Annotated in this window: 25 protein-coding genes; 17 read left to right on the top strand and 8 right to left on the bottom strand. The window is 56.3% G+C overall.

Annotated features, from left to right (window positions below; translation table 11 throughout):
- The first annotated feature begins 103 nt into the window (after positions 1-103).
- Complete coding sequence (locus BLU05_RS04515; RefSeq protein WP_210184589.1) at positions 104-991, top strand: alpha/beta fold hydrolase; 888 nt, start codon at positions 104-106, stop codon at positions 989-991.
- A 355-nt stretch (positions 992-1,346) separates the two neighbouring features.
- On the top strand, positions 1,347-2,864 hold the full coding sequence (locus BLU05_RS04520; protein WP_091877986.1) for a helicase HerA domain-containing protein: 1,518 nt from the start codon (positions 1,347-1,349) through the stop codon (positions 2,862-2,864).
- A gap of 6 nt (positions 2,865-2,870) precedes the next feature.
- Here the strand turns inward: BLU05_RS04520 and BLU05_RS04525 are convergent, their stop codons facing one another.
- Positions 2,871-3,569, bottom strand: a complete 699-nt coding sequence (locus tag BLU05_RS04525) for an HAD family hydrolase (RefSeq protein WP_091877987.1) — start codon at positions 3,567-3,569, stop codon at positions 2,871-2,873.
- Positions 3,570-3,709: 140 nt separating this feature from the next.
- On the opposite strand from BLU05_RS04525, the gene BLU05_RS04530 reads away from it, so the two are divergent.
- The 4 genes from BLU05_RS04530 (at position 3,710) to BLU05_RS04545 (ending at position 7,007) form a co-directional block, all read left to right on the top strand.
- The gene (locus BLU05_RS04530) at positions 3,710-4,618 is read left to right on the top strand and encodes a lipid kinase (protein ID WP_091877988.1); all 909 of its coding nucleotides are present in this window, start codon (positions 3,710-3,712) and stop codon (positions 4,616-4,618) included.
- A gap of 85 nt (positions 4,619-4,703) precedes the next feature.
- A complete protein-coding gene (locus tag BLU05_RS04535) occupies positions 4,704-5,573 on the top strand; it encodes a lytic transglycosylase domain-containing protein (protein ID WP_244518145.1) in 870 nt (289 codons plus the stop codon).
- A 426-nt stretch (positions 5,574-5,999) separates the two neighbouring features.
- Positions 6,000-6,215, top strand: a complete 216-nt coding sequence (locus BLU05_RS04540; protein WP_091877989.1) for a cold-shock protein — start codon at positions 6,000-6,002, stop codon at positions 6,213-6,215.
- A 357-nt stretch (positions 6,216-6,572) separates the two neighbouring features.
- Positions 6,573-7,007, top strand: coding sequence for a BA14K family protein (locus BLU05_RS04545; RefSeq protein WP_091877990.1), 435 nt, complete (start codon positions 6,573-6,575; stop codon positions 7,005-7,007).
- A gap of 54 nt (positions 7,008-7,061) precedes the next feature.
- Here BLU05_RS04545 and BLU05_RS04550 read toward each other — a convergent pair whose 3' ends face one another.
- The 3 genes from BLU05_RS04550 to BLU05_RS04560 form a co-directional block, all read right to left on the bottom strand.
- On the bottom strand, positions 7,062-7,703 hold the full coding sequence (locus tag BLU05_RS04550) for an MBL fold metallo-hydrolase (protein ID WP_091877991.1): 642 nt from the start codon (positions 7,701-7,703) through the stop codon (positions 7,062-7,064).
- A 118-nt stretch (positions 7,704-7,821) separates the two neighbouring features.
- Positions 7,822-8,133, bottom strand: coding sequence for a hypothetical protein (locus BLU05_RS04555; protein WP_091877992.1), 312 nt, complete (start codon positions 8,131-8,133; stop codon positions 7,822-7,824).
- A 180-nt stretch (positions 8,134-8,313) separates the two neighbouring features.
- Positions 8,314-9,204, bottom strand: coding sequence for a branched-chain amino acid aminotransferase (locus BLU05_RS04560; protein WP_091877993.1), 891 nt, complete (start codon positions 9,202-9,204; stop codon positions 8,314-8,316).
- A 338-nt stretch (positions 9,205-9,542) separates the two neighbouring features.
- On the opposite strand from BLU05_RS04560, the gene BLU05_RS04565 reads away from it, so the two are divergent.
- The 4 genes from BLU05_RS04565 to BLU05_RS04580 all read left to right on the top strand — a co-directional run bounded on the left by BLU05_RS04565 (position 9,543) and on the right by BLU05_RS04580 (position 12,959).
- On the top strand, positions 9,543-10,046 hold the full coding sequence (locus BLU05_RS04565; RefSeq protein WP_091877994.1) for a MarR family winged helix-turn-helix transcriptional regulator: 504 nt from the start codon (positions 9,543-9,545) through the stop codon (positions 10,044-10,046).
- Positions 10,047-10,117: 71 nt separating this feature from the next.
- Positions 10,118-10,819, top strand: coding sequence for a response regulator (locus BLU05_RS04570; RefSeq protein WP_091877995.1), 702 nt, complete (start codon positions 10,118-10,120; stop codon positions 10,817-10,819).
- Positions 10,820-10,947: 128 nt separating this feature from the next.
- Positions 10,948-12,288 carry an ATP-binding protein gene (locus BLU05_RS04575; RefSeq protein WP_175540530.1) on the top strand — a complete coding sequence of 447 codons (1,341 nt, stop codon included), beginning with the start codon at positions 10,948-10,950 and terminating at the stop codon, positions 12,286-12,288.
- A gap of 86 nt (positions 12,289-12,374) precedes the next feature.
- A complete protein-coding gene (locus tag BLU05_RS04580; protein ID WP_091877997.1) occupies positions 12,375-12,959 on the top strand; it encodes a carboxymuconolactone decarboxylase family protein in 585 nt (194 codons plus the stop codon).
- A gap of 9 nt (positions 12,960-12,968) precedes the next feature.
- On the opposite strand, the gene BLU05_RS04585 is transcribed toward BLU05_RS04580, so the two are convergent.
- Both BLU05_RS04585 and BLU05_RS04590 read right to left on the bottom strand, forming a co-directional pair.
- On the bottom strand, positions 12,969-13,304 hold the full coding sequence (locus BLU05_RS04585; RefSeq protein ID WP_091877998.1) for a tRNA-binding protein: 336 nt from the start codon (positions 13,302-13,304) through the stop codon (positions 12,969-12,971).
- A gap of 23 nt (positions 13,305-13,327) precedes the next feature.
- Positions 13,328-13,828 (bottom strand): type III secretion system chaperone family protein, encoded by a 501-nt coding sequence (locus tag BLU05_RS04590; RefSeq protein WP_091877999.1) that lies wholly within the window; start codon positions 13,826-13,828, stop codon positions 13,328-13,330.
- Positions 13,829-14,401: 573 nt separating this feature from the next.
- Here BLU05_RS04590 and BLU05_RS26110 point away from each other — a divergent pair.
- Positions 14,402-14,575, top strand: a complete 174-nt coding sequence (locus BLU05_RS26110; RefSeq protein ID WP_162730319.1) for a hypothetical protein — start codon at positions 14,402-14,404, stop codon at positions 14,573-14,575.
- Between the two features lie 70 nt (positions 14,576-14,645).
- On the opposite strand, the gene BLU05_RS04595 is transcribed toward BLU05_RS26110, so the two are convergent.
- Positions 14,646-14,969 carry an accessory factor UbiK family protein gene (locus tag BLU05_RS04595; protein WP_091878000.1) on the bottom strand — a complete coding sequence of 108 codons (324 nt, stop codon included), beginning with the start codon at positions 14,967-14,969 and terminating at the stop codon, positions 14,646-14,648.
- A gap of 163 nt (positions 14,970-15,132) precedes the next feature.
- Here BLU05_RS04595 and lgt point away from each other — a divergent pair, with 163 nt between their 5' ends.
- From lgt to BLU05_RS04625, 6 genes are all read left to right on the top strand, one after another.
- Positions 15,133-15,984 carry a prolipoprotein diacylglyceryl transferase gene (gene lgt / locus BLU05_RS04600; protein WP_091878001.1) on the top strand — a complete coding sequence of 284 codons (852 nt, stop codon included), beginning with the start codon at positions 15,133-15,135 and terminating at the stop codon, positions 15,982-15,984.
- A complete protein-coding gene (locus BLU05_RS04605; RefSeq protein WP_091878002.1) occupies positions 15,981-17,075 on the top strand; it encodes a class I SAM-dependent methyltransferase in 1,095 nt (364 codons plus the stop codon). The genes lgt and BLU05_RS04605 overlap by 4 nt, the downstream gene beginning before the upstream one ends.
- 53 nt (positions 17,076-17,128) lie before the next feature.
- Positions 17,129-17,923 carry a peptidoglycan editing factor PgeF gene (gene pgeF, locus BLU05_RS04610; RefSeq protein WP_091878003.1) on the top strand — a complete coding sequence of 265 codons (795 nt, stop codon included), beginning with the start codon at positions 17,129-17,131 and terminating at the stop codon, positions 17,921-17,923.
- Between the two features lie 2 nt (positions 17,924-17,925).
- Positions 17,926-19,077, top strand: a complete 1,152-nt coding sequence (locus BLU05_RS04615) for a M24 family metallopeptidase (protein WP_091878004.1) — start codon at positions 17,926-17,928, stop codon at positions 19,075-19,077.
- 66 nt (positions 19,078-19,143) lie between these two features.
- Positions 19,144-19,800 (top strand): hypothetical protein, encoded by a 657-nt coding sequence (locus tag BLU05_RS04620; RefSeq protein ID WP_091878005.1) that lies wholly within the window; start codon positions 19,144-19,146, stop codon positions 19,798-19,800.
- 133 nt (positions 19,801-19,933) lie between these two features.
- The gene (locus tag BLU05_RS04625) at positions 19,934-20,866 is read left to right on the top strand and encodes a ribose-phosphate pyrophosphokinase (protein WP_091878006.1); all 933 of its coding nucleotides are present in this window, start codon (positions 19,934-19,936) and stop codon (positions 20,864-20,866) included.
- On the opposite strand, the gene chrA is transcribed toward BLU05_RS04625, so the two are convergent.
- Positions 20,863-22,173, bottom strand: coding sequence for a chromate efflux transporter (gene chrA, locus BLU05_RS04630; RefSeq protein WP_091878518.1), 1,311 nt, complete (start codon positions 22,171-22,173; stop codon positions 20,863-20,865). The genes BLU05_RS04625 and chrA overlap by 4 nt on opposite strands.
- Between the last annotated feature and the right edge of the window lie 24 nt (positions 22,174-22,197).

The following is a 22,197-nucleotide window of genomic DNA, read 5'->3' on the forward strand; positions in this document are numbered from 1 at the left end:
AAAAGTAACCATCAAAATTCGATTTGACAAGTTACTTCTGCGCGAGTAACCATTAAAATATAATTTAGACGGTGCAATGCACCACGTAACAGGAGCAAGAACGATGTCACAGTCGAACGAACACGCACGCCCGGTGATCAGTTACCGGACACAGGACGTTGATGGTCTCAATATTTTCTACCGGGAGGCAGGGCCAAAGGATGCGCCGACGCTGCTCCTGCTGCATGGTTTCCCTACATCGTCACATATGTTCCGTGATCTCATTCCATTGCTTGCCGACCGCTATCATGTGGTTGCGCCTGATTATCCCGGTTCCGGTTACAGCGATGCGCCGTCAAACAAGGAATTCGCCTACACATTCGATCATCTGGCCGATATCATTGACGCGTTCACGCAGAAGCTTGGGCTGAAGCGCTATGCAATCTACTCGCAGGACTTTGGCGGCCCCGTCGGTTTCCGTCTCGCTACCCGCCATCCGGAACGCATCACCGCGATTTTCGTCCAGAACGCCGTGGCTCATGAGGAAGGTCTGTCGGAGGGATTTGCCACCGCCCGGCGCCTATGGGCCAACCGCAATGCTGAAACCGAAGCCGCCATGCGCAGCCATCTCACAATCGGAGACACAAAGGGCCAATATCTCTTCGGTGCAAAAGACCCGGCAAGAATCAACCCCGATGCCTGGATGCATGCACAGGACGGCCTTGATCGTCCGGGTATTGCAGATGCCCAGATCGATCTGCTTTACGACTATCAGTCAAACCTCAGGCAGTATCCGCATTTTCAGGCCTATTTCCGTGACCATCAGCCGCCCATGCTGATCACATGGGGCAAGCATGATCCATTCTTCGCGCTTGCCGGTGCCAAGGCCTTTGCCGAACAATTGCCCAAGGCTGAACTGCATATTTTCGATGGCGGGCATTTTTTGCTGGAAGATCATGCAGAGGAGGTCGCGGCTCTGATGCGGGAATTTCTTGAGCGCACGCTGGTCTGATTGCAAAGCTAAAGTTCGTGGTTCGTGGTTCGTGGTTCGTGGTTCGTGGTTCGACAGGCTCACCATGAGGGAGAGGGGTGATGCAAGGCTAATCGCGAACATATAATCGCAAACGTAGTAGTACAAAGTTGCGGAATTTAGCTCCCTGCAACCCACCCCTCTCCCTCATGGTGAGCCTGTCGAACCACGAACCACGCTGTATGCCAATGCAAAGCCCATTTCTCGCCATGCTGCACAAAACCATCTGTGGGTTTCCGGGGAGAAGCGACATATCGCTCGCCCATGAGCGAAAAGGAATGCTAAGGAGTTTCGCGCGGTTTATCACGCGCGGAATCACCACCGGTCTGGAGAAGCAATGAAGGTCGATATCGACATGGGGGCGGCGCCCGCAGGCGCAAAAGCCATGCTCGATCTGGAAGAGCTTCTGGCCACGCGCCTTTTGGTGCAGGGTAACTCTGGCTCGGGCAAATCCCATCTTCTGCGCCGCCTGCTCGAACAGAGCGCCCAATGGGTGCAGCAATGCGTGATTGATCCGGAAGGCGATTTCGTCACGCTCGCTGATAAGTATGGTCACGTCGTTGTTGATGGCGCGCGCACCGAGAATGAACTCACCCGTATCGCCGCCCGTATCCGCCAGCACCGGGTTTCCGTGGTGCTCGATCTTGAAGGGCTTGATGTCGAACAGCAGATGCGTTGCGCCGCCGCCTTCCTTGGCGGATTGTTCGATGCGGAGCGTGATTACTGGTATCCGATGCTTGTTGTCGTCGATGAAGCCCAGCTTTTCGCCCCGGCTGTGGCCGGTGAAGTCTCCGACGAAGCGCGCAAGCTTTCGCTCGGCGCCATGACCAATTTGATGTGCCGTGGCCGCAAGCGCGGACTTGCCGGCGTCATCGCCACGCAGCGTCTGGCAAAGCTTGCCAAAAATGTCGCTGCCGAAGCCTCCAACTTCCTAATGGGTCGTACCTTCCTTGATATCGATATGGCCCGCGCCTCCGATCTTCTTGGCATGGAGCGGCGGCAGGCCGAACAATTCCGCGATCTGGCGCGCGGACACTTTGTGGCACTTGGCCCTGCCCTGTCGCGCCGCCCGCTGCCCGTTACCATTGGAGCGGTTGAAACTTCTGCCCGCTCGTCTAGCCCGAAGCTGACACCCTTGCCGCAGCAAGCGGATGATGCGCATGATCTGATTTTTACGCCTGCACCGGAAGAACGGCGACCAGTCGTGCGGCGCACGCCTCCACCACCGCAGCCAACACCAACAGCTGACATTCTGGCGCAATTGAGCCAGGCCAAGGCAATGGCCGAAGCGGAAGCACCCGCCATGACACTCTTCCCGGAGATCGATCAGGCTGAGCGCAACGGATTGATTGACGGTGTCATGCAGGAGATGCTTGGCGATCCCGATGCCGGTTTTCGCACCGATGCGGTTCTCTATCAGGATTTTCTCGTGCGCTGCCGCATTCGCCGCGTGCCGGGCGAAGCGCTTTCCCTGCCTGCGTTCCGCCGCAAGCTTGCCGTCGCCCGTGCCGGTATTGACGGCGAGACCGCACAGAGCGAGCCATGGCAACAGGCATTGGAACTGTCGAAAAGTCTGCCAGATGATGTGCAGGGCGTGTTTTTTATCGTGGCGCAGGCGGCGGTGACGGGAAATCCCTGCCCATCCGATGCAACGTTAGCGCGCGCTTACGGAACCCACTCGGCGCGGCGCGCCCGGCGACTGCTGACCTATTTCGAAGAGCAGGGACTGGTGGTGGTCCGCACCGATTTCGCGGGTAACCGCGTTGTTGCCTTCCCGGATCTTGGCTGCGAAACATTGGCGGGCGACCCGAACGGTCCCGATGACGGCGCGCAGGAACAGCACGCCGCCGAATAGCAATAGCTAGCCGATTTCAGCAAGCAGAGGTGCGAGTGCACCGAGATTCTCGATTTCCCGGAAACGTGGCTCGGCAACCGGTGCATCCACATGCTCAAGCACCCAGGTCAGCCCATGCGGAACATAGATGCCCCAGCCACCCGCCTGAATGGCCGGAACCACATCGGATTTCAGCGAATTGCCGATCATCATACTGCGTTCAGGGCCATCGCCATGGCGGCTGAAAATCCGTTCATAGGTAGCCCGGTCCTTGTTGCTGACAATTTCCACCGCATCAAAGAAATCACCAAGGCCCGACTGCGCGAGTTTGCGCTCCTGATCGAAAAGATCGCCCTTGGTGATCAGCACCAGCCGGTAGCGACCCGCCAGTTGTTCCAGCGTTGCTTGCACATGCGGCAGGGTTTCAATGGGATGACGCAGCATTTCGCGGCCAGCCGCCAAAATCTCATTGAGGACCGATGAGGGAATCTTGCCATCGGTCACTTCCAAGGCGGTTTCGAGCAGCGAAAGCGTGAACCCCTTGATACCAAAACCATAGAGATCGAGATTGCGCCGCTCGACTTCCAGAAGCCGGTCCGAGAGGTCAGTCGCATCCGTATAGGGTGCCAGCAACGCTTCAAAATGCTTTTCCGACAACCGGAAGAACTGCTCGTTTTCCCAGAGCGTATCGTCTGCGTCGAAACCGATGGTGGTGAGGGAGGACATTTTCAAACTCTCATGCTGACATCATATGGCGATCTGTGTAGCGCGCAGTTTAGGCAAAATCCATCCATCCCCGCCCCCGCCTTGTTTCGCCACAAATGAAACCCCACCTGCGGCTGACAGCAAGCCGGAGCACCGATCTATTGACCAAAGCCAAACCGCCAAGACGCGCACTCTTTATCGTCAATCCCAATGCACGCAGCGGCAGAAAGCCAATCGATCCTATTCGCAAGGTGCTTGAAACGGGTGGACTGACCCTGATCGATGCTGCATCTGATAAAGACGAATCCATCTCCGATGTGATCCGTCGCATGAAAGATCTATGCGATCTAGTGATCATTGGCGGCGGTGACGGCACCCTGAATTCTGCCGCTTCAGGTCTTGTTGAGACCGGCCTGCCGCTCGGTGTCCTGCCGCTTGGTACTGCGAATGATTTTGCCCGGACAATTGGCTTGCCACCCCTGCCCTTGAAAGCTGCGGAGCTGATCCTCACCGCAAAACCGCGTCCTATCGATCTGGGCGAGGTCAATGGCAACTTGTTTTTCAACGTCGCCAGTATCGGCTTCAGCGCGGAACTTGCAGCGGAACTAACCGAAAAGGCTAAAAAACGCTGGGGTAAGCTCGGCTATGCCATTGTCGCTGCCCGCCTTCTCGCCCGGTCACGCCTGTTCACAGCCTATGTCGAGCATGATGGTTCGGTCGAGACGATCAAGACGATGCAGGTTTCCGTTGGCAATGGCCGTCACTATGGCGGCGGCATGACGGTGGAAGAAACCGCAACAGCCGATGATGGGCGGCTTGATTTCTATAGTCTTGAAGTCGATCACTGGTGGCGGTTGCTCGGTCTCCTGCCCAGCCTGCGCAAGGGCACCCATGGACGGTGGGACGATGTTCGCGCCTTCCAGACAACGGAAGTCACCATCAAAACGAGTAAACCCCGCGCCGTGAACACCGATGGCGACCTGACCACGTGGACACCCGCGCATTTCCGTATCCGCGAAAAGGCAATCAAGGTTTTTGCGCCGGAAACTTCACCTAAGAACGCCGCATAGCGAACAAACAGGCGAGCCAGACTTTCGTCGGCAATTTCTCTGTGCTTTATGCTGAAGAGCATCACGAATGGGGAATGAGGGCTGAGTGAACTGGTTTTATAAGATCGCTCTGGTTGCATCATTCACCATGCTGACCGCATCAGCTGTGCGGGCGGCTGATAATCCTTCCGTAGCTGTGCCGGTGCAGCCACCCGCCCCGACTGTCAGCCAGATTTGTGCTGCCATCGCAACCCAAGCCGATGGCCATGGTGTGCCGCGCGACTTCTTTGCAAGGCTGATCTGGAAGGAAAGCCGCTTTGACGATCAGGCCTTGAGCCCCGTCGGCGCGCAGGGCATTGCCCAGTTTATGCCGGGTACGGCCAAGGAGCGGCAGTTGGACAATCCATTCGATTTTGCTCAGGCACTCCCCGCTTCCGCGGCGCTCCTGAAGGATTTACGGAAAACCTTCGGTAACTGGGGATTGGCTGCCGCCGCTTATAATGCCGGGCCAACCCGTGTGTCAAAATGGCTATCGAGCGGCGGGTTCCTGCCGCTGGAAACCGAAGACTATGTGCTTGATATTACTGGACGTCCGGCCGACGACTTTGCCGCTGGCGCAGAGATTGGCGCAGCGCCACTCAATGCGAAGCTGGATTTCGATGTTGCCTGCCGGCAATTACCGATCGTACGGTCTGCCACAGTCTCCATGGCACAGATCAAGCCAAAGCCCTGGGGCATCCAGATTGCCGGCAACTTCCGACGCTCCGCTGCCGTGAACCAGATGGAGCGGCTTCGCCGGGCTTTTCCGGCTATTTTGAACGTGCATGAGCCCGTGATCAGCCGTTACCGTACGCCCATGGGCAGGCGTGGCATCTACGCGGTGCGCATCGGCGCTGATACCCGCGGCGAAGCCAACACGATCTGCGCCCAGCTGCATGGAGCCGGTGGCGCATGTATTGTTTTGCGCAATCGTTAGGATTGAGCCGTAAATATTTGACCATTTGGACAGTTTTACTCTTATTCCCGCTTCCACAACCTCAAATTGCAATGTCTGTCACAACCAATACACCGGTACTAGGCAACAATTTTGTGCGACCAAGTATGTCAGCTGCACAGCTGTTCGATATAGTCGCCTAAACGTTGGAAAAACTTTTGCTTGCCAAAAAACACTTATTCTAGCAGTCTTCCAGCGTTCGGGCATCTGCGAACACTGGAAGACTGGAAGAACGGCGCGCCGGAACCGCAAGAATACCGGGTCGGGAGAAATCCCGGCAATGATCGGCTCCTTTCCTGAATTCGAGACTTGCCTGCATGACTTACGCTGGATGTATTTTGCAAAAGGCGACACTACCAATCCCGCAAACCCGGAGGGGAACGCGGTAGTAAGGAAAAGGAACGGAGCATGGCACAGACCGGTACGGTCAAATTCTTCAACAGTGAAAAAGGCTTTGGCTTTATCAAACCGGATGACGGCGCGGCGGACATTTTCGTCCATATCTCCGCGGTACAGGCGTCCGGCCTCACAGGTCTCGCAGACAATCAGAAGGTTTCCTTCGATACCGAGCCTGACCGTCGTGGCAAGGGCCCAAAGGCCGTTAACATCACGGTTTCGGAATAGTTTAGCGGCGCAAGCCGTTTTGGAGCCCCCGGCTAAAATCGGGGGTTTTCCTTGAGAGTGCATACCCAACCGGTCGCGGCGATGGCTGCGCTTCCGCAACGGGAATAGATTTTGCGTGGCTTTGCCCCGAAATTACCCGCTTTCCACCCCCTCCACATATGTTTTGCCATTGATTTGCTAATATTGTCGTGTGTTGTGCCCTGAATGAAGGGAACGAAACTGTGCGGTTTCCGTTCAGCTTGCATTCATTCAAGAGCGTTTAAAACACACATCACGGCTGGCGCCCCCACGAAAGTCCAGCCCAACACGATCAGGCGGTTCGAAAGTTTCGCCAGGGATGCTTCAAAGGAGGCACAGATGTTTAAGAGTATGAAAATTGCCATTCTTGCAACAGCAGCTTTTGCAACGATTGCTGTTCCGCTTGCTTCGTCAGCATCGGCTGATGACTGGGGCTGGCGTGATCGCGGCTACTACCGCCATCATCGTGGCCACCGTGGCGGCGACGCCCTTGCTGCCGGTGCAATCGGCTTGGCAGCCGGTGCGCTGATCGGCGGTGCATTGGCCCAGCCACGCGAACCCGATGTCGTTTATCGCGATTATGATGATCGTCCTGTCTATCGCGCCGCACCGGTTCGCGTTTATCGCGAAGTCCGCCCTGCTTATTATGGCAGCGCGCAGCCATGGTCACAGTCATGGTATCGTTATTGCGCCGACCGCTACCGTTCCTTCAACCCGGAAACCGGCACGTTCCGCGGTTATGATGGACGCGAATATTTCTGCAACGCCAACTGATCTCCAGTCAGTGCGACATGCAAAAGGCCGCCGGAATGTTCCGGCGGCCTTTTGTTATGTCAGAAATGGATTGGTGCGGCGCTCTTCGCCAAACCGGCCGCCAGGCCCATGCCCGCAGATAAAGCCGATATCATCACCGAGCGGAAAAAGCTTGTTCCTGATTGAGCTGATCAGTGTCTCATGGTCGCCGCCGGGCAAATCCGTCCGCCCCACCGAGCCATTGAACAACACATCACCCACATGGGCGAACTTGGCAGCGCGATTGTAAAAAACCACATGCCCCGGCGCATGTCCCGGACAGTGCAGCACTTCAAAGACATGCGAGCCAAACGAAACCGTGTCTCCATCCTCAAGCCAGCGATCCGGCGTGCAATTGCGCACGTCGCCCTGAAGACCATATTGCAGGGCCTTGGCTTCCATCGAGTCGAGCAGAAACTTATCCGCCACGTGCGGGCCAATAATATCGACACCGAGCGCCTCTTTCATGTCCATGGCACCAGCGGCGTGATCCACATGGCCATGGGTAATCCAGATCGCATCAATGGTGATGCCGTTGGAACGGATAGCGTCAAGCACCTGTTGATTGTCACCGCCCGGATCAATCAGGACGCCGTGCTTGTCATCGCTGTCAAAAAGGATGGTGCAGTTCTGTTGAAAAGCCGTAACGGGAATAATACCGGCCTGCAATTGTCCCATTATACCTAGGTCCTATGCTCATAACGTCTCGTCAGGCACAAGACTTGTCAAAGCGTCAGCTCAAATGAAAAGGGCGGCCGATAGACCGCCCTTGAAAATCAGTTGCGTCCTGTCCTGATCAGGATTTTGCCAGCGATGTTTTGATGGCGCCAACAATTGCCGTAAGGATAAGACCGCCAACACCGCCACCGGCAACATTGCTGATGATCGAGCCGAGATCAAGCCCCGACGACGCTACTGCGTCTGTTACAGCCGCGGCACCACCGGCGCCAAGGTATTGCGTCAAGTAGCCACCCACCAGTCCACCAACGCCGCCAGCGATTGTATTGCCAGTCGGGCCAAGTGTCAGGTTTTTGAGAATGCCGCCGACAATATTACCGCCGACCGCACCTGAGATAAGTTGGATGATAAGAGGAAGAAGCGCACCCATAATTGACACCCCGTCAACGTTTCGCGCCAGACTCATGCCTGACAACTGGCATGTTGACTAAGTTTTAGGCAATGTCAAACCGGTTGATACCTCAATAAAGAGGTATCAACCGATTGTTTTCGTTAGCAAGCTTGGAAGTATCGGACAGACCGCACCTTATTTGCGGCCGGATGCTCCGAGTTATTCAGCCGCTGCTTTCTTGGGAGTTACTTCGGCGGCATAATCGTTCATCAAGTTGATTGCGATTTCGCCCACCGTGAAGCGATAAGGCCCGATCTCCGAAACAGGCGTCACTTCCGCTGCAGTGCCGGTCAGGAAACACTGTTCAAAACCTTCAAGCTCTTCCGGCATGATCACCCGCTCGACGACTTCATAACCACGACGCTTGGCCAGATCGATGACCGTGCGACGCGTGATCCCATCAAGGAAGCAATCGGGCTTTGGTGTATGAATAACGCCGTCCTTGACGAAGAATACGTTCGCGCCAGTGGCCTCAGCCACCTGACCGCGCCAGTCGAGCATCAGCGCATCCGCATAGCCCTTGGCTTCAGCCGCATGCTTGGAGATCGTGCAGATCATGTAAAGACCAGCGGCCTTTGACTTCGATGGTGCAGTCTTTGGGTCCGGGCGGCGATATTCGGCCATATCAAGGCGAATGCCCTTGAGCTTCTGTGCCGGATCGAAATAGCTGGGCCATTGCCAGATGGCGATCGCCACATTGATCTTGTTGTTCTGCGCCGAAACACCCATCGACTCGCTGCCGCGCCAGGCGATCGGACGCACATAGGCATCCTGAAAACCCTGCATCGCAAGAAGCTTGCGGCAGGCATCATTCAACTCTTCGACGGAGTATGGGACAGTGAACCCAAGAATCTTCGCCGATTCGTGCAGACGCTCCGTGTGTTCATTAAGCTTGAAGATTTCGCCGCCATAGGCGCGCTCGCCTTCAAAGACCGAGCTTGCATAATGCAGGCCATGAGTCAGCACATGAACCTTAGCATCTGCCCAGCGAACGAATTCGCCATTCATCCAGATGTAACCTTCAAGCTGATCAAATGGTACGGATGCCATGTTTTCCTCCAGGCGTTTGATTCCTGATCATTGGACGGGTTTGATACGACGCCAATTGTTCCCGTTTCACAATTGGTGAACCGTGGCTCCTTACAGCGCCGCATGTTCGTTGAACATGCAAAGGACACTGTCCATTTCGAATAGACGCCCAATCCCTCGCGAGATCAGGTTGCAGCAACAGGCGTTTCGATAAGGAAAATGTCCCAGAAACACTTATTGGCTTTTCGTTTCATTCAAAATGTCGCCAACAGCTTGCCAAAAATTATCAGCAGTCTAAAATTAAGTCAACAAGACTGACATATTATTCGGCGACACATGAACGAGAGCGGGAGCCCTGTATGAAACCTTATACACCAGATCGGCACATTGAGACAGCCCTGACCAAGGAGGACGCAAGCCAACTTGACCTCATCGAGCTGTTTTTCTTTGCCTATCGCGACTTCACCGCCGACCCGGATCTGATTCTGGAAAAGCTGGCTTTTGGCCGCGCCCATCACCGCGTTCTCTACTTCATCAACCGCAAGCCTGGTATGACCGTGGCGGAATTGCTTGATGTACTGCAAATTACCAAGCAAAGTCTGGCAAGGGTGCTCAAGCAATTGATCGATACGGACCACGTCGTGCAGATACCGGGGCCACGGGACCGGCGGCAGCGGGAACTGTACCCCACCATGAAAGGCAGGGAACTTGCACTTGAACTTGCAGCACCGCAATCACGCCGCATTGGCAGTGCATTGGAGCAAATCGGTCTGGCTGACCGGACGGTGATCGAGCATTTCCTCAAGGCAATGGTCAATCCCGGCCAATGGCAACAGATCGACAGCCTGCCACAGGCAGGATAGTTTAGGCCGGATCGGGACGTCCGGGGACCAGGGACGGGCGTAAATGCCCGGAGAGAGAAGGAACGACATTAGTGAGTGAAGAACTTCCGCTTTCAGACGATGCGCCACACCTGCTCATTGTCGACGACGACACCCGAATTCGCAACCTGCTGTCACAATATCTGACAGGCAGCGGCTTTCGTATTACGGTGGCTGCCAATGCGGATGAAGCCCGGCGCAAGCTGGCCGGCATTGATTATGATCTCCTGATCCTCGACGTGATGATGCCCGGCGAAAGCGGCGTCGCGCTCACCCAGTCGCTGCGGGAGGAAAAGAACGTTCCCATTTTGATGCTGACCGCGCTATCCGAAACGGACAGCCGGATTACAGGCCTTGAAGCGGGTGCGGATGATTATCTGCCAAAGCCGTTTGACCCGCGCGAGCTGATCCTGCGCATCAACAATATTCTGCGGCGCGGTGCGCCAACATCGCAGGCAAAGATCGAGCAGATCGTTTTCGGCCCCTATACCTTCGTTATCGCCAAGCGCGAACTGAAGCGTTCCGGCGAATTGATCCGCCTGACCGACCGTGAACAGGACATCATGGCGATCTTCGCCGCCCGCGCTGGCGAAACCGTGCCCCGGCACGAGTTAACAGGTCAGGAAGGCGATGTTGGCGAGCGGACAATTGACGTGCAGATCAACCGCCTTCGCCGCAAGATTGAAAATGATCCGGCCAACCCAGTTTGGTTGCAGACGGTACGCGGCGTCGGCTATAAATTGAGCGTGGAATAGAGTCCGGATCAACAAATCCGGACGGAATAACCAATGCGCGAGCGGGCACTGATTATATGGCACAAACGGACAGTGCAAAACGCGCATTGGCAGTCAGGCAGCGGCATTGGCGGCGCAGGCGCAGCACGCTGCTCGGCCCCTGGCGGAAATTTTCCCGCTGGCTGGCGCAATGGATGCCGAAAAGGCTCTATGCGCGTTCGCTGATCATTATCATTGCACCCATGGTGCTGTTGCAGTCAGTGATCGCCTTCGTGTTCATGGAGCGCTACTGGCAGACCGTGACGCAGCGTCTGTCTACGGCCGTGGTGCGCGACATTTCAGGCATTATTGATGTGATGGACACCTACCCGCAGGACCCGGGTTATGAAAATCTCATCCGCATTGCACGCGAGAAACTGTCGCTCAGCATTTCGATCCTGCCGCCCGATCCCCTGCCCGCACCCGGTCCAAAGCCGTTTTTCTCCATTCTGGACGAGCCGCTGAGCGCCGAGATTACCAAGCAGATCAACCGGCCCTTCTGGATCGACACGATTGGTGATTCCGACCTCGTTGAAATTCGTATTCAACTGGAAGGCAAGGTCCTGCGGGTTTTTGCCCGCCGCAGTCAGGCCTATGCCTCAAACACCCTGATCCTGCTCGTCTGGATGTCCGGTTCAGCGCTGGTGCTGCTTGCCATCGCCATTCTCTTCCTGCGCAACCAGATTAAACCCATTCAGCAGCTGGCTGCCGCCGCCGACAGTTTCGGCAAGGGACGCGCCACACCGCCCGATTTCAAGCCGCGTGGCGCCGAAGAAGTGCGCCGGGCCGGTGCTGCGTTCATTGTCATGCGCGAGCGCATCGAGCGCCAGATTGAGCAGCGCACCACCATGCTCAGCGGCGTCAGCCACGACCTGCGCACCATCCTCACCCGCTTCAAGCTGCAACTCGCGCTTGTCGGCCACAAGGTCGATACGGATGCCATGGAGCAGGATATCGAGGACATGCAGTCCATGCTGGAAGGCTATCTCGCCTTTGCCCGCAGCGAGGCGGAGGAAGAGACAGGCACATTCAATCTGGAGCGCCTCTTTGCCAAGTTGAAGGAAGAAGGCGCCCTTTTGGAACGCGGATTCAAATCGAGCATTCGCGGCGAACCGGAAATTCAGGTCCGCCCCAACGCCTTCTCGCGCTTGATCTCCAACCTCGTATCCAATTCGTTCCGCTACGCCAAAAATGTCGTGGTCAATGCCGATCACCGCGAGGGCTGGCTGAGCATAATCATTGACGATGATGGTTCGGGTATCCCGAAGGAAATGCGCGACGAGGTGTTCAAGCCATTCTTCCGGCTGGATGAGGCACGCAACCAGGACGCGAGCGGCACCGGGCTTGGGCTTGCCATCGCACTCGACATCGCCCGCAGCCATGGCGGCGATATTACCCTCGACGAAAGTCCGATGGGCGGTCTGCGTGCCGTGGTGCGCATCCCGGCCTGATCGAATTGCCCGTCATGTATTGGGAATCCCGAATTACCGGGAGCTCTGCTACACTGCCCCTATCGGGTTTATCGGGGGAGAACCAAATGTTTCTGCAGACAATAGGGGAAGATGAAGCAACTGGACGTGTTGCGGAAATCTACAACGCGTCAAAATCACAACTTGGGTTCGTTATGGAAGCGACACGGTGCTTCACGGCGCGGCCGGATCTGCTGCCGCTCTATACGGATTTTTCCAAAAGTATTCGCGCCGGGTTTTCACTCAGCCAGCGCGATTGGCGTTTGATCACGCTGATTGCGGCAAAGCATATTCCGTCCACCTATTGCTCCTATGTCTATGGCCAGCAATTGGTGGATGATCTCGGATCGAAAGAAGCGGTCATCGCAGTTCAGCGGGATTTTCGAACGGCTGGCCTGTCTGATAGGGACGTCGAAATGCTCGCTTATGCGGAAAAGATTGCCGTAGATGCATCCCTGATTTCCCAGCACGACATTACCAGGCTGCGATCGACAGGCTTCTCGGATCAGCAGATTTGCGACATCGCGCTTTGCGCGTCATTTCGATGCTTTGTCAGCCGGTTTTTCGATGCCACAGGTGCTGGTCCTGAGGCTGTCTACATCGATAGCGACCAAGAATTCCGGGCGGCAATGACTGTAGGGAAAGCCCATTGAGAAGACTGCTTAAAACAGCTTGCCTCCATTCGGCACCGGTTTGCTGATAGCGGCGAGAACAACGCCGCCTTCCTCATCCGGGAAGCCAAGCGTTAGCACTTCCGACATGAATGGGCCGATCTGGCGCGGCGGGAAATTGACCACCGCCATCACTTGACGGCCTTTCAGCTCATCCAGCGAATGGTGTTTGGTGATCTGCGCCGACGATTTCTTGATGCCGATCTCTGGACCGAAATCGATCTTGAGCTTGAAGGCGGGTTTGCGCGCCTCCGGGAAAGTCTCCGCCTCGACAATGGTGCCGACACGGATATCCACTTTCTCAAAATCGTCAAAACTGATGGTCATCAGGCCAACTCAAATTGATGGAATCAGGCCGAACCGACCGTCTCGAACAGGATGCTATCGAGCGATTCCCGTGCTGTCGAGCCTGACCAGACAACAAACTGGAACGCCTGAAAGTAAGTCTCGCAGGCATCGAGCGCGCTGGACAGGAGAACCTCCACCTGCTTGCTCGTTGGTTCGGCACCGCCTGATAGAAGCAGGGACTGGCGATACATGACCGCACCTTCCTGCCGCCACAGATCGAAATGGCCCATCAGCAACTGCTCGTTAATCAGCGACAGCAGTCGCATCACTTCATTGACGCGCGGTTCGCTGACCGCGATATCAAAGGCGCAGGCCAGATGCAGCGCCTCAAAATCTTCCATCCACGAGAAGGAAATCTGGTAGTCCGTCCAGTTTCCCTCGACCGTAATCGCGATTTCATCGTCCCCGGTGCGCTCGAAAGCCCATTCATTGGCATGGGCAACATGTTCAATCACATCGACCGGATGCAAATCACGCGCAATCTCTATTTCCAGAAGGCTCATCGCCACTACCTGCTCAATCGAATCTCATCTGACGCTGTGGGACCACAGCGCACCCACCCAAAGGACACACAACGCTTGAAAACTCACCGGCAGGCAGAACACACCAGCCGGACCACGGATATGAACTTGTTACCCGCCGCATGACCATCGAAACGAATCATGCTGTAATTTCAGTGTATTGATGCTGAGTCCGAGCGCCAGCCCCCTTTGGCCCAAATGGCGCGAATGGGTGTGGACAGAAGTTCCGAAAATGATTCACGAGCAGCCTTTAACTGACTCTAAGAAAACGATTTTCGGCGATTTCCACCTGTTGATAATTTGTTAAGATTTATTTTGGGGACAGCGCATTGGAATGCCGAAATACAGCAAAAAGCCCGGTGGTAACGCCCCTGCCCACCACCGCTTTTGTCAAAGGTGATTCATCGGCGCAAAAAACAGCTCACCCGGATCAAGACGAACAGGCATTCATCGGAGCCGTCGACAGGTAATTTTTGCCTCTGTCAGATATTCGTCACATCGTCGATACGCAGGCCACCTAGACTATCAATCGGTTTCATCCAAAAGGAGACGGCAATGTCCACAGAACCGAATGCGACAGTAACCGCTACCCAGAAAAACGACGATGGTCAGTGGTATTATGTCATCACTATTGACGACGAAGCGGGCGACAAGGTCGGCCCTTTCGAGACCGAAGAAGAAGCAATCGCAGCCGGTGAAGAGGAACTGGCCGATAGCGCCGAGGCTTGATCAGTCGAAATGATAAAAAGCCCCGCAATTGCGGGGCTTTTTATTTGATCTCAGACGAAACGATTACGCGTCAGTCTTTTTTGGCGCGGGTGCCAGATGCCGCAGGCTTTGCCGGCTTGGCCGCATCACCAGCGGATTTGTCTTTGCTGCCAACCAGCGCTTCAAGCGCTTCGATGCGGGCGAGCAGCGCCGTATTTTCGGCACGGGCGCGGATAGCCATTTCACGCACGGCCTCGAAATCCTCGCGCTGCACCACATCCATGGTGTTGAGCAGCCGCTCGGCCTGCCCACGGAATGCAGTCTCGACTTCGCGGCGAACACCCTGCGCTGCACCGGCGGCGTCGGTCACGAGCTTGGCCAGTTCATCAAGAACGCGGTTTGATCCATTGGTCATGGCAGATACCTCTGTTGCTTTCCCAATCAAATAATCGCCGCAGCAGGCGATTGCAAGCGAAGGTCATAATTGCACAAATGTTACCGGATAGGCGTCTTGACGCTGTTCCTGCCCTCGCGCATGGTCCGCGCCGATAAACCATGCTGATTACGGAGTGCCTATTGTGAGCGAAATTCTTGTCCCGACGATGGCCGCGATCGCATTTCCCAACATCGATCCGGTGATCTTTTCCATCGGGCCATTCTCCGTACACTGGTATGGACTAGGCTATGTGGTCGGCATTCTCTTCGCATGGTGGTACGGTAAGAGGCTCATCAGCAAGCCGCGCCTCTGGGCCAATAATACACCGCCCATGAAGCCGAATGATCTCGATGACTTTGTTCTCTGGGCGGCGCTTGGCGTGGTTCTGGGCGGGCGCATCGGCTACATCCTGTTTTACGATCTTGCCCGCTACATCCATAGTCCGCTCGATATATTCAAAGTCTGGGAAGGCGGCATGTCCTTCCATGGCGGTCTCATCGGCACCACGCTTGCCATGATCTTTTTTGCCCGCTCGCGCAGGATCAACGTCTTCAGCATGATCGACACCATCGCCGCTGGTGTGCCTGTTGGCCTTGGTCTTGTCCGCGTTGCCAATTTCATCAACGGCGAGCTCTGGGGCCGTATGACCGATGTGCCCTGGGGGATGATTTTCCCGACGGGCGGCCCTTTTGTTCGCCATCCAAGCCAGCTTTATGAGGCAGCGCTTGAAGGTATTGTTCTCTTCACCACGCTCGCTTTGCTGATTTTCTATGGCCGCAAGCTGAAAAGCCCGCGCTTTATCGGCGGCGCCTTCATCACCGGTTATGGCCTGTCGCGCATTTTTGTCGAATTCTTTCGCGAGCCTGACGCACAGCTTGGCTATCTCTATGGCGGCTGGCTGACAATGGGTATGATCCTTTCAATCCCCATGGTGCTCGTTGGTGTCTGGGCGCTTCTCACAGCCCGCAATCCGGAAGTTTCCACCGGGCGATGAAGCTGAAACAGCGCATTACGAGACAGATCGAGTTGGGGGGGCCAATCAGCGTTGCCGACTATATGGCGATGTGTCTGTTCGACAAGGATGCGGGCTATTACACCACGCGCGAACCATTCGGTCGCGAGGGTGATTTCATCACGGCGCCAGAAGTAAGCCAGATGTTCGGCGAGCTTATCGGTATCTGGTGCGTTGGTGCCTGGCAGGCGCTGGAATCGCCAGCCGAATTCGTCCTATGTGAGATCGGCCCTGGACGCGGGACATTGATGAAGGATATTTTGCGGGCGGCTTCAAAGCTTGCACCGGATTTCATTAAGGCTGCGCAGATCCATATGGTCGAGATCAGCCCGCGCCTGACCCAGATCCAGAAGGAAACGCTCGATACATCCGCGTTTGGAATCCAATGGCATGAACAGTTCGGCGACTTCCCATCCGGCCCGCTTGTGCTTGTCGCCAATGAACTGTTCGACGCTATTCCTATCAGGCAATACGTGAAGTCTGGCGGGCGTTTCGTTGACCGTACGGTGGCAGTCGATGCAACAGGCGATCTTGCATTCGCAGCTGGCTCTGGATCAATCGACACAGCGCTTCTACCTGCCGATCACGCCACTGCTCCTGACGGAACTGTTTTCGAGATTGCCCCGGCCCGCAGCGCGCTGATGCAGGAGATTGCCGAACGTGTGAACCGCGAACGCGGCTCGGCACTCCTGATAGATTACGGCCATCTGCAACAGGGTTTTGGCGATACACTGCAGGCGCTCAGCCGCCATAAATCTGTTGATGTGTTTGAGGAGCCCGGTGAGGCCGACCTGACCACCCATGTGGATTTCGCCATGCTGGATAAGGCCGCCCGTTCCGAGGGCTGCAAGACCAACGCCATGACCCAGGGCGATTTCCTGATCGCCATGGGATTGCTTGATCGAGCCGGTGCCTTTGGCCACGGGAAATCCTCCGATTTTCAAGACCAGATTCGCGCCGATGTCGAACGTTTGGCAAGCCCCGCTCAGATGGGTACGCTGTTCAAGGTGCTTTGCGTTACAGACCCGGCCACACATTTGTTTCCATTTGAATCCATAGACGGAAGCAATTGACTTCGCGTCGCTGCTCCACCACCATTCGCAGCCTTGAGAAAGAGCAATCCGGCATGATCACGTCCGAAAAACCAGTAGCGTTGCAGTCTTCCCAGCTGGGGTCCCCCGAGAAAGATCGAATCGCTCACGGGTTTTTTACCCGTATAGGCGGTGTTTCCACCGGCATCTATGCCGGACTGAATGTCGGCAGCGGTTCCAATGACAATCAGGACCACGTAGCGGAAAACCGCCGCCGTGTGGCCCAGTCGCTTGGCGCTGATCTGTCGCGGCTCGTGACTGTCCATCAGGTACATTCGCCTGATGTCATTACAGTAACTGGCCCCATCAGCGGCGAGCGGCCCAAGGCCGACGCCATGGTGACGGCCACCCCCGGTATCGTCATCGGTTCGCTGTCTGCCGATTGCGGCCCCATCCTGTTTGCCGACAGGGATGCGAGGGTCATCGGTGCGGCCCATGCGGGCTGGCGCGGTGCCATTGGCGGTGTGCTCGAAAACACAATTGATGCCATGATTGCCCTTGGTGCAAAGCGCGCCAACATTCAGGCTGTGCTCGGCCCGACAATCGGCCCTGATAATTATGAGGTCGGCGCGGAATTTTACGACCAGTTCACCGGAGCCAATCCATCCAATGACCGCTTCTTTCGCGACTCGCTGAAGGAGAACCACAAGATGTTTGATCTGTGGGCCTTTATCACGACGCGACTGCAAGACACCGGTGTCAACGCCGCGGCGCTGCAAAAATGCACCTATGCTGAAGAAGATCAGTTCTTCTCCTATCGGCGCACCACCCATCGCAAGGAACCGGACTATGGTCGCCAGATCTCGGCGATCACAATTCTAGAGGAATAATTATGGCCCTTCATTTCGAGCCCGAAGAATTTGCCGCACGCCGCGACCGCCTGATGATGGTGATGGCAGAGCAGAAGCTCGACGCCATTCTGCTGTTTGCGCAGGAAAGCATGTACTGGCTGACAGGCTATGACACGTTCGGCTTCTGCTTCTTCCAGTGCCTCGTGGTCAAATCCGATGGCAGCCATGTGTTGATGACCCGTTCCGCCGATTTGCGTCAGGCACGTCAGACCTCGAATATCGAAAATATCGTGATCTGGGCGGATCGCGACAATGCCAATCCGGCGGCGGATTTGCGCGAACTTCTCAATGACCTCGATTTGCTCGGAAAACGGATCGGCGTTGAATACCAGACCCATGGCCTGACCGCCGCCAATGGCCGCAAGCTTGACGAACAGTTGGCCGCCTTTGGCCAGATCGTTGACGCATCCGGTCTTGTCGACAAGTTGCGCGTGCTGAAAAGCCCCGCTGAAATCGTCTATGCCCGCAAAGCCGCAGAACTTGGCGATGAGGCCCTCAATGCGGCCCTGAAGCTCATCAAGGCAGGCGCTGATGAAGGTGCTATTCTCGCCGCCATGCAGGGCGCTATTTTCGCCGGAGGCGGCGATTATCCAGCCAACGAGTTTATCATCGGTTCGGGTGAGGACGCGCTCCTTTGCCGTTACAAAGCGGGACGGCGCAAGCTGACGAAGAACGACCAGTTGACGCTGGAATGGGCCGGCGTCTATCGCCACTACCATGCGGCGGCAATGCGCACCGTCTTAACCGGCAAGGCTTCGAAGCGTCATCTGGAGCTTTATGATGCCGCCCGCGAGGCACTTGAGGCCGTCGAGGAGGCCATGACACCGGCTTCAACCTTCGGCGATGTGTTCGACGCTCATTCCCGCGTGATGGAGGCTCACGACCTGACACGCCACCGGCTCAACGCCTGCGGCTATTCACAGGGCGCACGGTTTACGCCCTCATGGATGGACATGCCGATGTTCTATTCCGGCAATCCGGAGCGCATACAGCCCGATATGACGCTCTTTGCCCATATGATCATCATGGATTCCGACAGCGGCACAGCCATGACACTGGGCCGGACGTACCTTACAACCAATGGAGCGGCCGAGCCACTTTCACGCCAACCTCTTGACTTGATCGTAAAATAAAACTTTTGTCAGCTTTCGTTTTTTCGAGATGGCACGCACATGGCTCATGATGGGGTTCTACCAAAGATGATGTCTCGCAAATCATTGACCTATATCTGCGTGGCGCTGGCGGCTCTTGGCCTCAGCGCCTGCAACAGCGCCGAAACACCGATCGCCGTAACGAAGAGCGATCTTCCGGCAGCCCAAGGCACGGCAACGCCCGGAACGGTTACCCCGGGCACGAATCCGGCGACGACAACCACGACAACCCCAACAGCCACGGCAACAGGAACACCGGCAACAGTTCAGCCTGGAACAACGGTACCGGCAGCGGGCGCCGCCGTAGCATCAGGAGCAGCACAACCGGGCGTTTCGCGCACGGCAAAGCTGCGTTTCGCCCCCATTGTCGGCGCGCCGATCACCGCGGCAACTCCACTCTCGCAGCGCCTGTCGGCACTCGCCAAAGCCAAGGGCATTGTTCTGGGCACCGCTGCCGATACGGATAATACGCACATCATGAAGGGTTATTTCTCCGCCCTGCCCGATGGCAACCAGACAACAATCATCTATGTCTGGGACGTGCTCGATCCGGCTGGAACACGGTTGCATCGCATACAGGGACAGGAAGTTGTTCCTGGTAATGGGACCGATCCGTGGAGCACGGTGCCACCAAAGGTTATGGAATCAATCGCCGATAAGGCCATCGATGGTTATCTGAAGTGGGTAAACGGCACCAAGACGTGACATATTTACGCGTTTGACCCGATATTAGCGAGGAACTGTGCATGAATCTGCCCTGCCCGCTTGCAATGTGCGTCAGGCACAGTACAAGGCCCGCCATATCCTTCACTTGGCTGGCACCGGGGAAAATACGGGCATGAAACTATTCGCGGGCAATTCCAATCGTGTTCTCGCTGAATCTGTCGCCAAATATCTCAACATTCCGCTAGGAAAGGCCAGCGTCCGACGCTTCGCCGATCAGGAGATATTCGTAGAGATTCAGGAAAATGTCCGTGGCGAAGATGTCTTCGTCATGCAGTCGACATCCTTCCCGGCAAATGATCACCTGATGGAACTGCTCATCATGATCGATGCCTTTCGCCGTTCCTCGGCAAAGCGCATCACCGCAGTGCTTCCCTATTTCGGCTATGCCCGTCAGGACCGCAAGGCCGGTCCACGCACCCCGATTTCCGCCAAGCTGGTTGCCAATCTGATCACCGAAGCCGGTGCAAACCGTGTGCTGACGCTTGATCTGCACGCCGGTCAGATTCAGGGCTTCTTCGATATCCCCACCGACAATCTCTATGCCGTTCCCGTTATCGCCAGTGATGTACGCGCCCATTACGGCACGTCGAACGTCATGGTCGTATCGCCTGACGTTGGCGGTGTGGTCCGTGCCCGCTCGCTGGCCAAGCGCATTGATGCACAGCTCGCCATTGTCGATAAGCGCCGCGATCGTCCGGGCGAGTCCGAAGTCATGAATGTTATCGGTGACGTCGCTGGCAAGGATTGCCTGTTGTTCGATGATATCGTCGATTCCGGCGGCACGCTCTGCAATGCAGCCGAAGCGCTGCTTGCCAAAGGCGCAACGAGCGTCACTGCCTATATTACCCACGGCGTGCTGTCAGGCGGCGCTGTTGCCCGTATCGCCGGCTCGAAGCTGAAGGAACTGGTGATCACCGATTCCATCCAGCCAACGCCTGCCATCGAATCCGCGCACAATATCCGCGTCCTGTCGATTTCCGATTTGATCGGCGAAGCGGTTTCGCGCACGGCGGCGGAAGAGTCGGTTTCAAGCCTGTTCGACTAAGCGAGCTGGATCAGGATTCCGGCGAGCGCTGCAAGTCCGAGTACCGCAAGCAGATTGATCCGCAAGGCGATCAGCGCGATTGCTGCACCCAGCGCTATGGCTGATGCTGCCCAATCGAATGCCGACAAATCCAAGACTGGCAGGTGCAGCAAGCCGAACATCGCCTCCTGAAATGTGCCAAACAGCACATGCAGCCCAAACCAGACGGCAAGATTGGCGATCACACCAACCACCGCAGCCGTAATGGCTGCCAGAGACGCCTTGAGCCAACCCACATGCCGCAACCGTTCAACAAATGGCGCACCGGCAAAAATCCACAGAAAACACGGCGCGAAGGTGAACCACAGCGCAATTAGCCCGCCGAGCAGTCCGCCGGTGAGCGGGTCAAACCCTGATAGCCGCGACCCACCGACAAAGCCGACAAAGGCCAGCACCAGAATAAGCGGGCCGGGCGTGGTCTCCGCCAATCCGAGGCCGGTGAGCATTTCATCCGGTTTAAGCCAGCCATAATAGTCAACCGCCTGCTGCGCCACATAGGCGAGAACCGCATAGGCACCGCCAAAGGTCACGACGGCCATCTTGGAGAAAAACGCCGCCTGCGCGGCAAAGACATTGGCCTGACCGAGCGCGAGCAGCAGGATGGCAAGCGGCCCCAGCCAGAGCACAGTCCAGACCATGGCAGATTGGAGGGCACCCCGCGCTGCGGGTTCTGGAATGGTGTCGTCCGGCAAGGACGGGGACGATTTATTAGTCAAGCGATAGCGCAGAAATCCGAAGAGACCGGCAATCAGGATAACCAGAGGAAATGGCAGTTTGATCAGGGCAATGGCGATGAAGGCGATGGCGGCAATGCCATAGGCGGTATAATCGGTGAGAGCCCGTTTGCCGACCTTGATCACCGCTTCAAGCACGATAGCCAGAACGGCGGCTTTGAGACCGAAGAGCAGCCCTTCCACCAAGGGGACATGACCAAAACTGACATAAAGCGCCGACAGTGCCAGCATCACACATGCACCCGGCAGGATGAACAGGAGCCCGGCGATGACACCACCCTTCACGCCGTGGAACAGCCAGCCGAGATAGGTAGCAAGCTGCATGGCTTCGGGGCCGGGCAACAGCATGCAGAAATTCAGCGCATGCAGGAATCGCTCCTCGCTGATCCATTTCTTTTCGTCGACCAGCACGCGGTGCATCATGGCAATCTGTCCGGCCGGACCGCCAAAGGACAAAAGACCAATTTTCCCAAATGTGTAAAACGCTTCCCGCGCCTCGATTTTTTGCGGTTCCAGCGCTATTGTCCCAGCCATCGCCTGCCCTTGTTCTGCCAAGCT

It is taken from the genome of Phyllobacterium sp. OV277, assembly GCF_900104355.1.
Taxonomy (GTDB): domain Bacteria; phylum Pseudomonadota; class Alphaproteobacteria; order Rhizobiales; family Rhizobiaceae; genus Phyllobacterium.

What these genes read in the sequence shown, in the direction of transcription:
- BLU05_RS04515 (WP_210184589.1), top strand. Translation starts at nt 104, where the DNA reads ATGTCACAGTCGAACGAACACGCACGCCCGGTGATCAGTTACCGGACA.
- BLU05_RS04520 (WP_091877986.1), top strand. Translation starts at nt 1,347, where the DNA reads ATGAAGGTCGATATCGACATGGGGGCGGCGCCCGCAGGCGCAAAAGCC.
- BLU05_RS04525 (WP_091877987.1), bottom strand. Translation starts at nt 3,569, where the DNA reads ATGTCCTCCCTCACCACCATCGGTTTCGACGCAGACGATACGCTCTGG.
- BLU05_RS04540 (WP_091877989.1), top strand. Translation starts at nt 6,000, where the DNA reads ATGGCACAGACCGGTACGGTCAAATTCTTCAACAGTGAAAAAGGCTTT.
- BLU05_RS04545 (WP_091877990.1), top strand. Translation starts at nt 6,573, where the DNA reads ATGTTTAAGAGTATGAAAATTGCCATTCTTGCAACAGCAGCTTTTGCA.
- BLU05_RS04550 (WP_091877991.1), bottom strand. Translation starts at nt 7,703, where the DNA reads ATGGGACAATTGCAGGCCGGTATTATTCCCGTTACGGCTTTTCAACAG.
- BLU05_RS04555 (WP_091877992.1), bottom strand. Translation starts at nt 8,133, where the DNA reads ATGGGTGCGCTTCTTCCTCTTATCATCCAACTTATCTCAGGTGCGGTC.
- BLU05_RS04560 (WP_091877993.1), bottom strand. Translation starts at nt 9,204, where the DNA reads ATGGCATCCGTACCATTTGATCAGCTTGAAGGTTACATCTGGATGAAT.
- BLU05_RS04565 (WP_091877994.1), top strand. Translation starts at nt 9,543, where the DNA reads ATGAAACCTTATACACCAGATCGGCACATTGAGACAGCCCTGACCAAG.
- BLU05_RS04580 (WP_091877997.1), top strand. Translation starts at nt 12,375, where the DNA reads ATGTTTCTGCAGACAATAGGGGAAGATGAAGCAACTGGACGTGTTGCG.
- BLU05_RS04585 (WP_091877998.1), bottom strand. Translation starts at nt 13,304, where the DNA reads ATGACCATCAGTTTTGACGATTTTGAGAAAGTGGATATCCGTGTCGGC.
- BLU05_RS04590 (WP_091877999.1), bottom strand. Translation starts at nt 13,828, where the DNA reads ATGAGCCTTCTGGAAATAGAGATTGCGCGTGATTTGCATCCGGTCGAT.
- BLU05_RS26110 (WP_162730319.1), top strand. Translation starts at nt 14,402, where the DNA reads ATGTCCACAGAACCGAATGCGACAGTAACCGCTACCCAGAAAAACGAC.
- BLU05_RS04595 (WP_091878000.1), bottom strand. Translation starts at nt 14,969, where the DNA reads ATGACCAATGGATCAAACCGCGTTCTTGATGAACTGGCCAAGCTCGTG.
- BLU05_RS04605 (WP_091878002.1), top strand. Translation starts at nt 15,981, where the DNA reads ATGAAGCTGAAACAGCGCATTACGAGACAGATCGAGTTGGGGGGGCCA.
- pgeF (WP_091878003.1), top strand. Translation starts at nt 17,129, where the DNA reads ATGATCACGTCCGAAAAACCAGTAGCGTTGCAGTCTTCCCAGCTGGGG.
- BLU05_RS04615 (WP_091878004.1), top strand. Translation starts at nt 17,926, where the DNA reads ATGGCCCTTCATTTCGAGCCCGAAGAATTTGCCGCACGCCGCGACCGC.
- BLU05_RS04620 (WP_091878005.1), top strand. Translation starts at nt 19,144, where the DNA reads ATGATGTCTCGCAAATCATTGACCTATATCTGCGTGGCGCTGGCGGCT.
- BLU05_RS04625 (WP_091878006.1), top strand. Translation starts at nt 19,934, where the DNA reads ATGAAACTATTCGCGGGCAATTCCAATCGTGTTCTCGCTGAATCTGTC.
- chrA (WP_091878518.1), bottom strand. Translation starts at nt 22,173, where the DNA reads ATGGCTGGGACAATAGCGCTGGAACCGCAAAAAATCGAGGCGCGGGAA.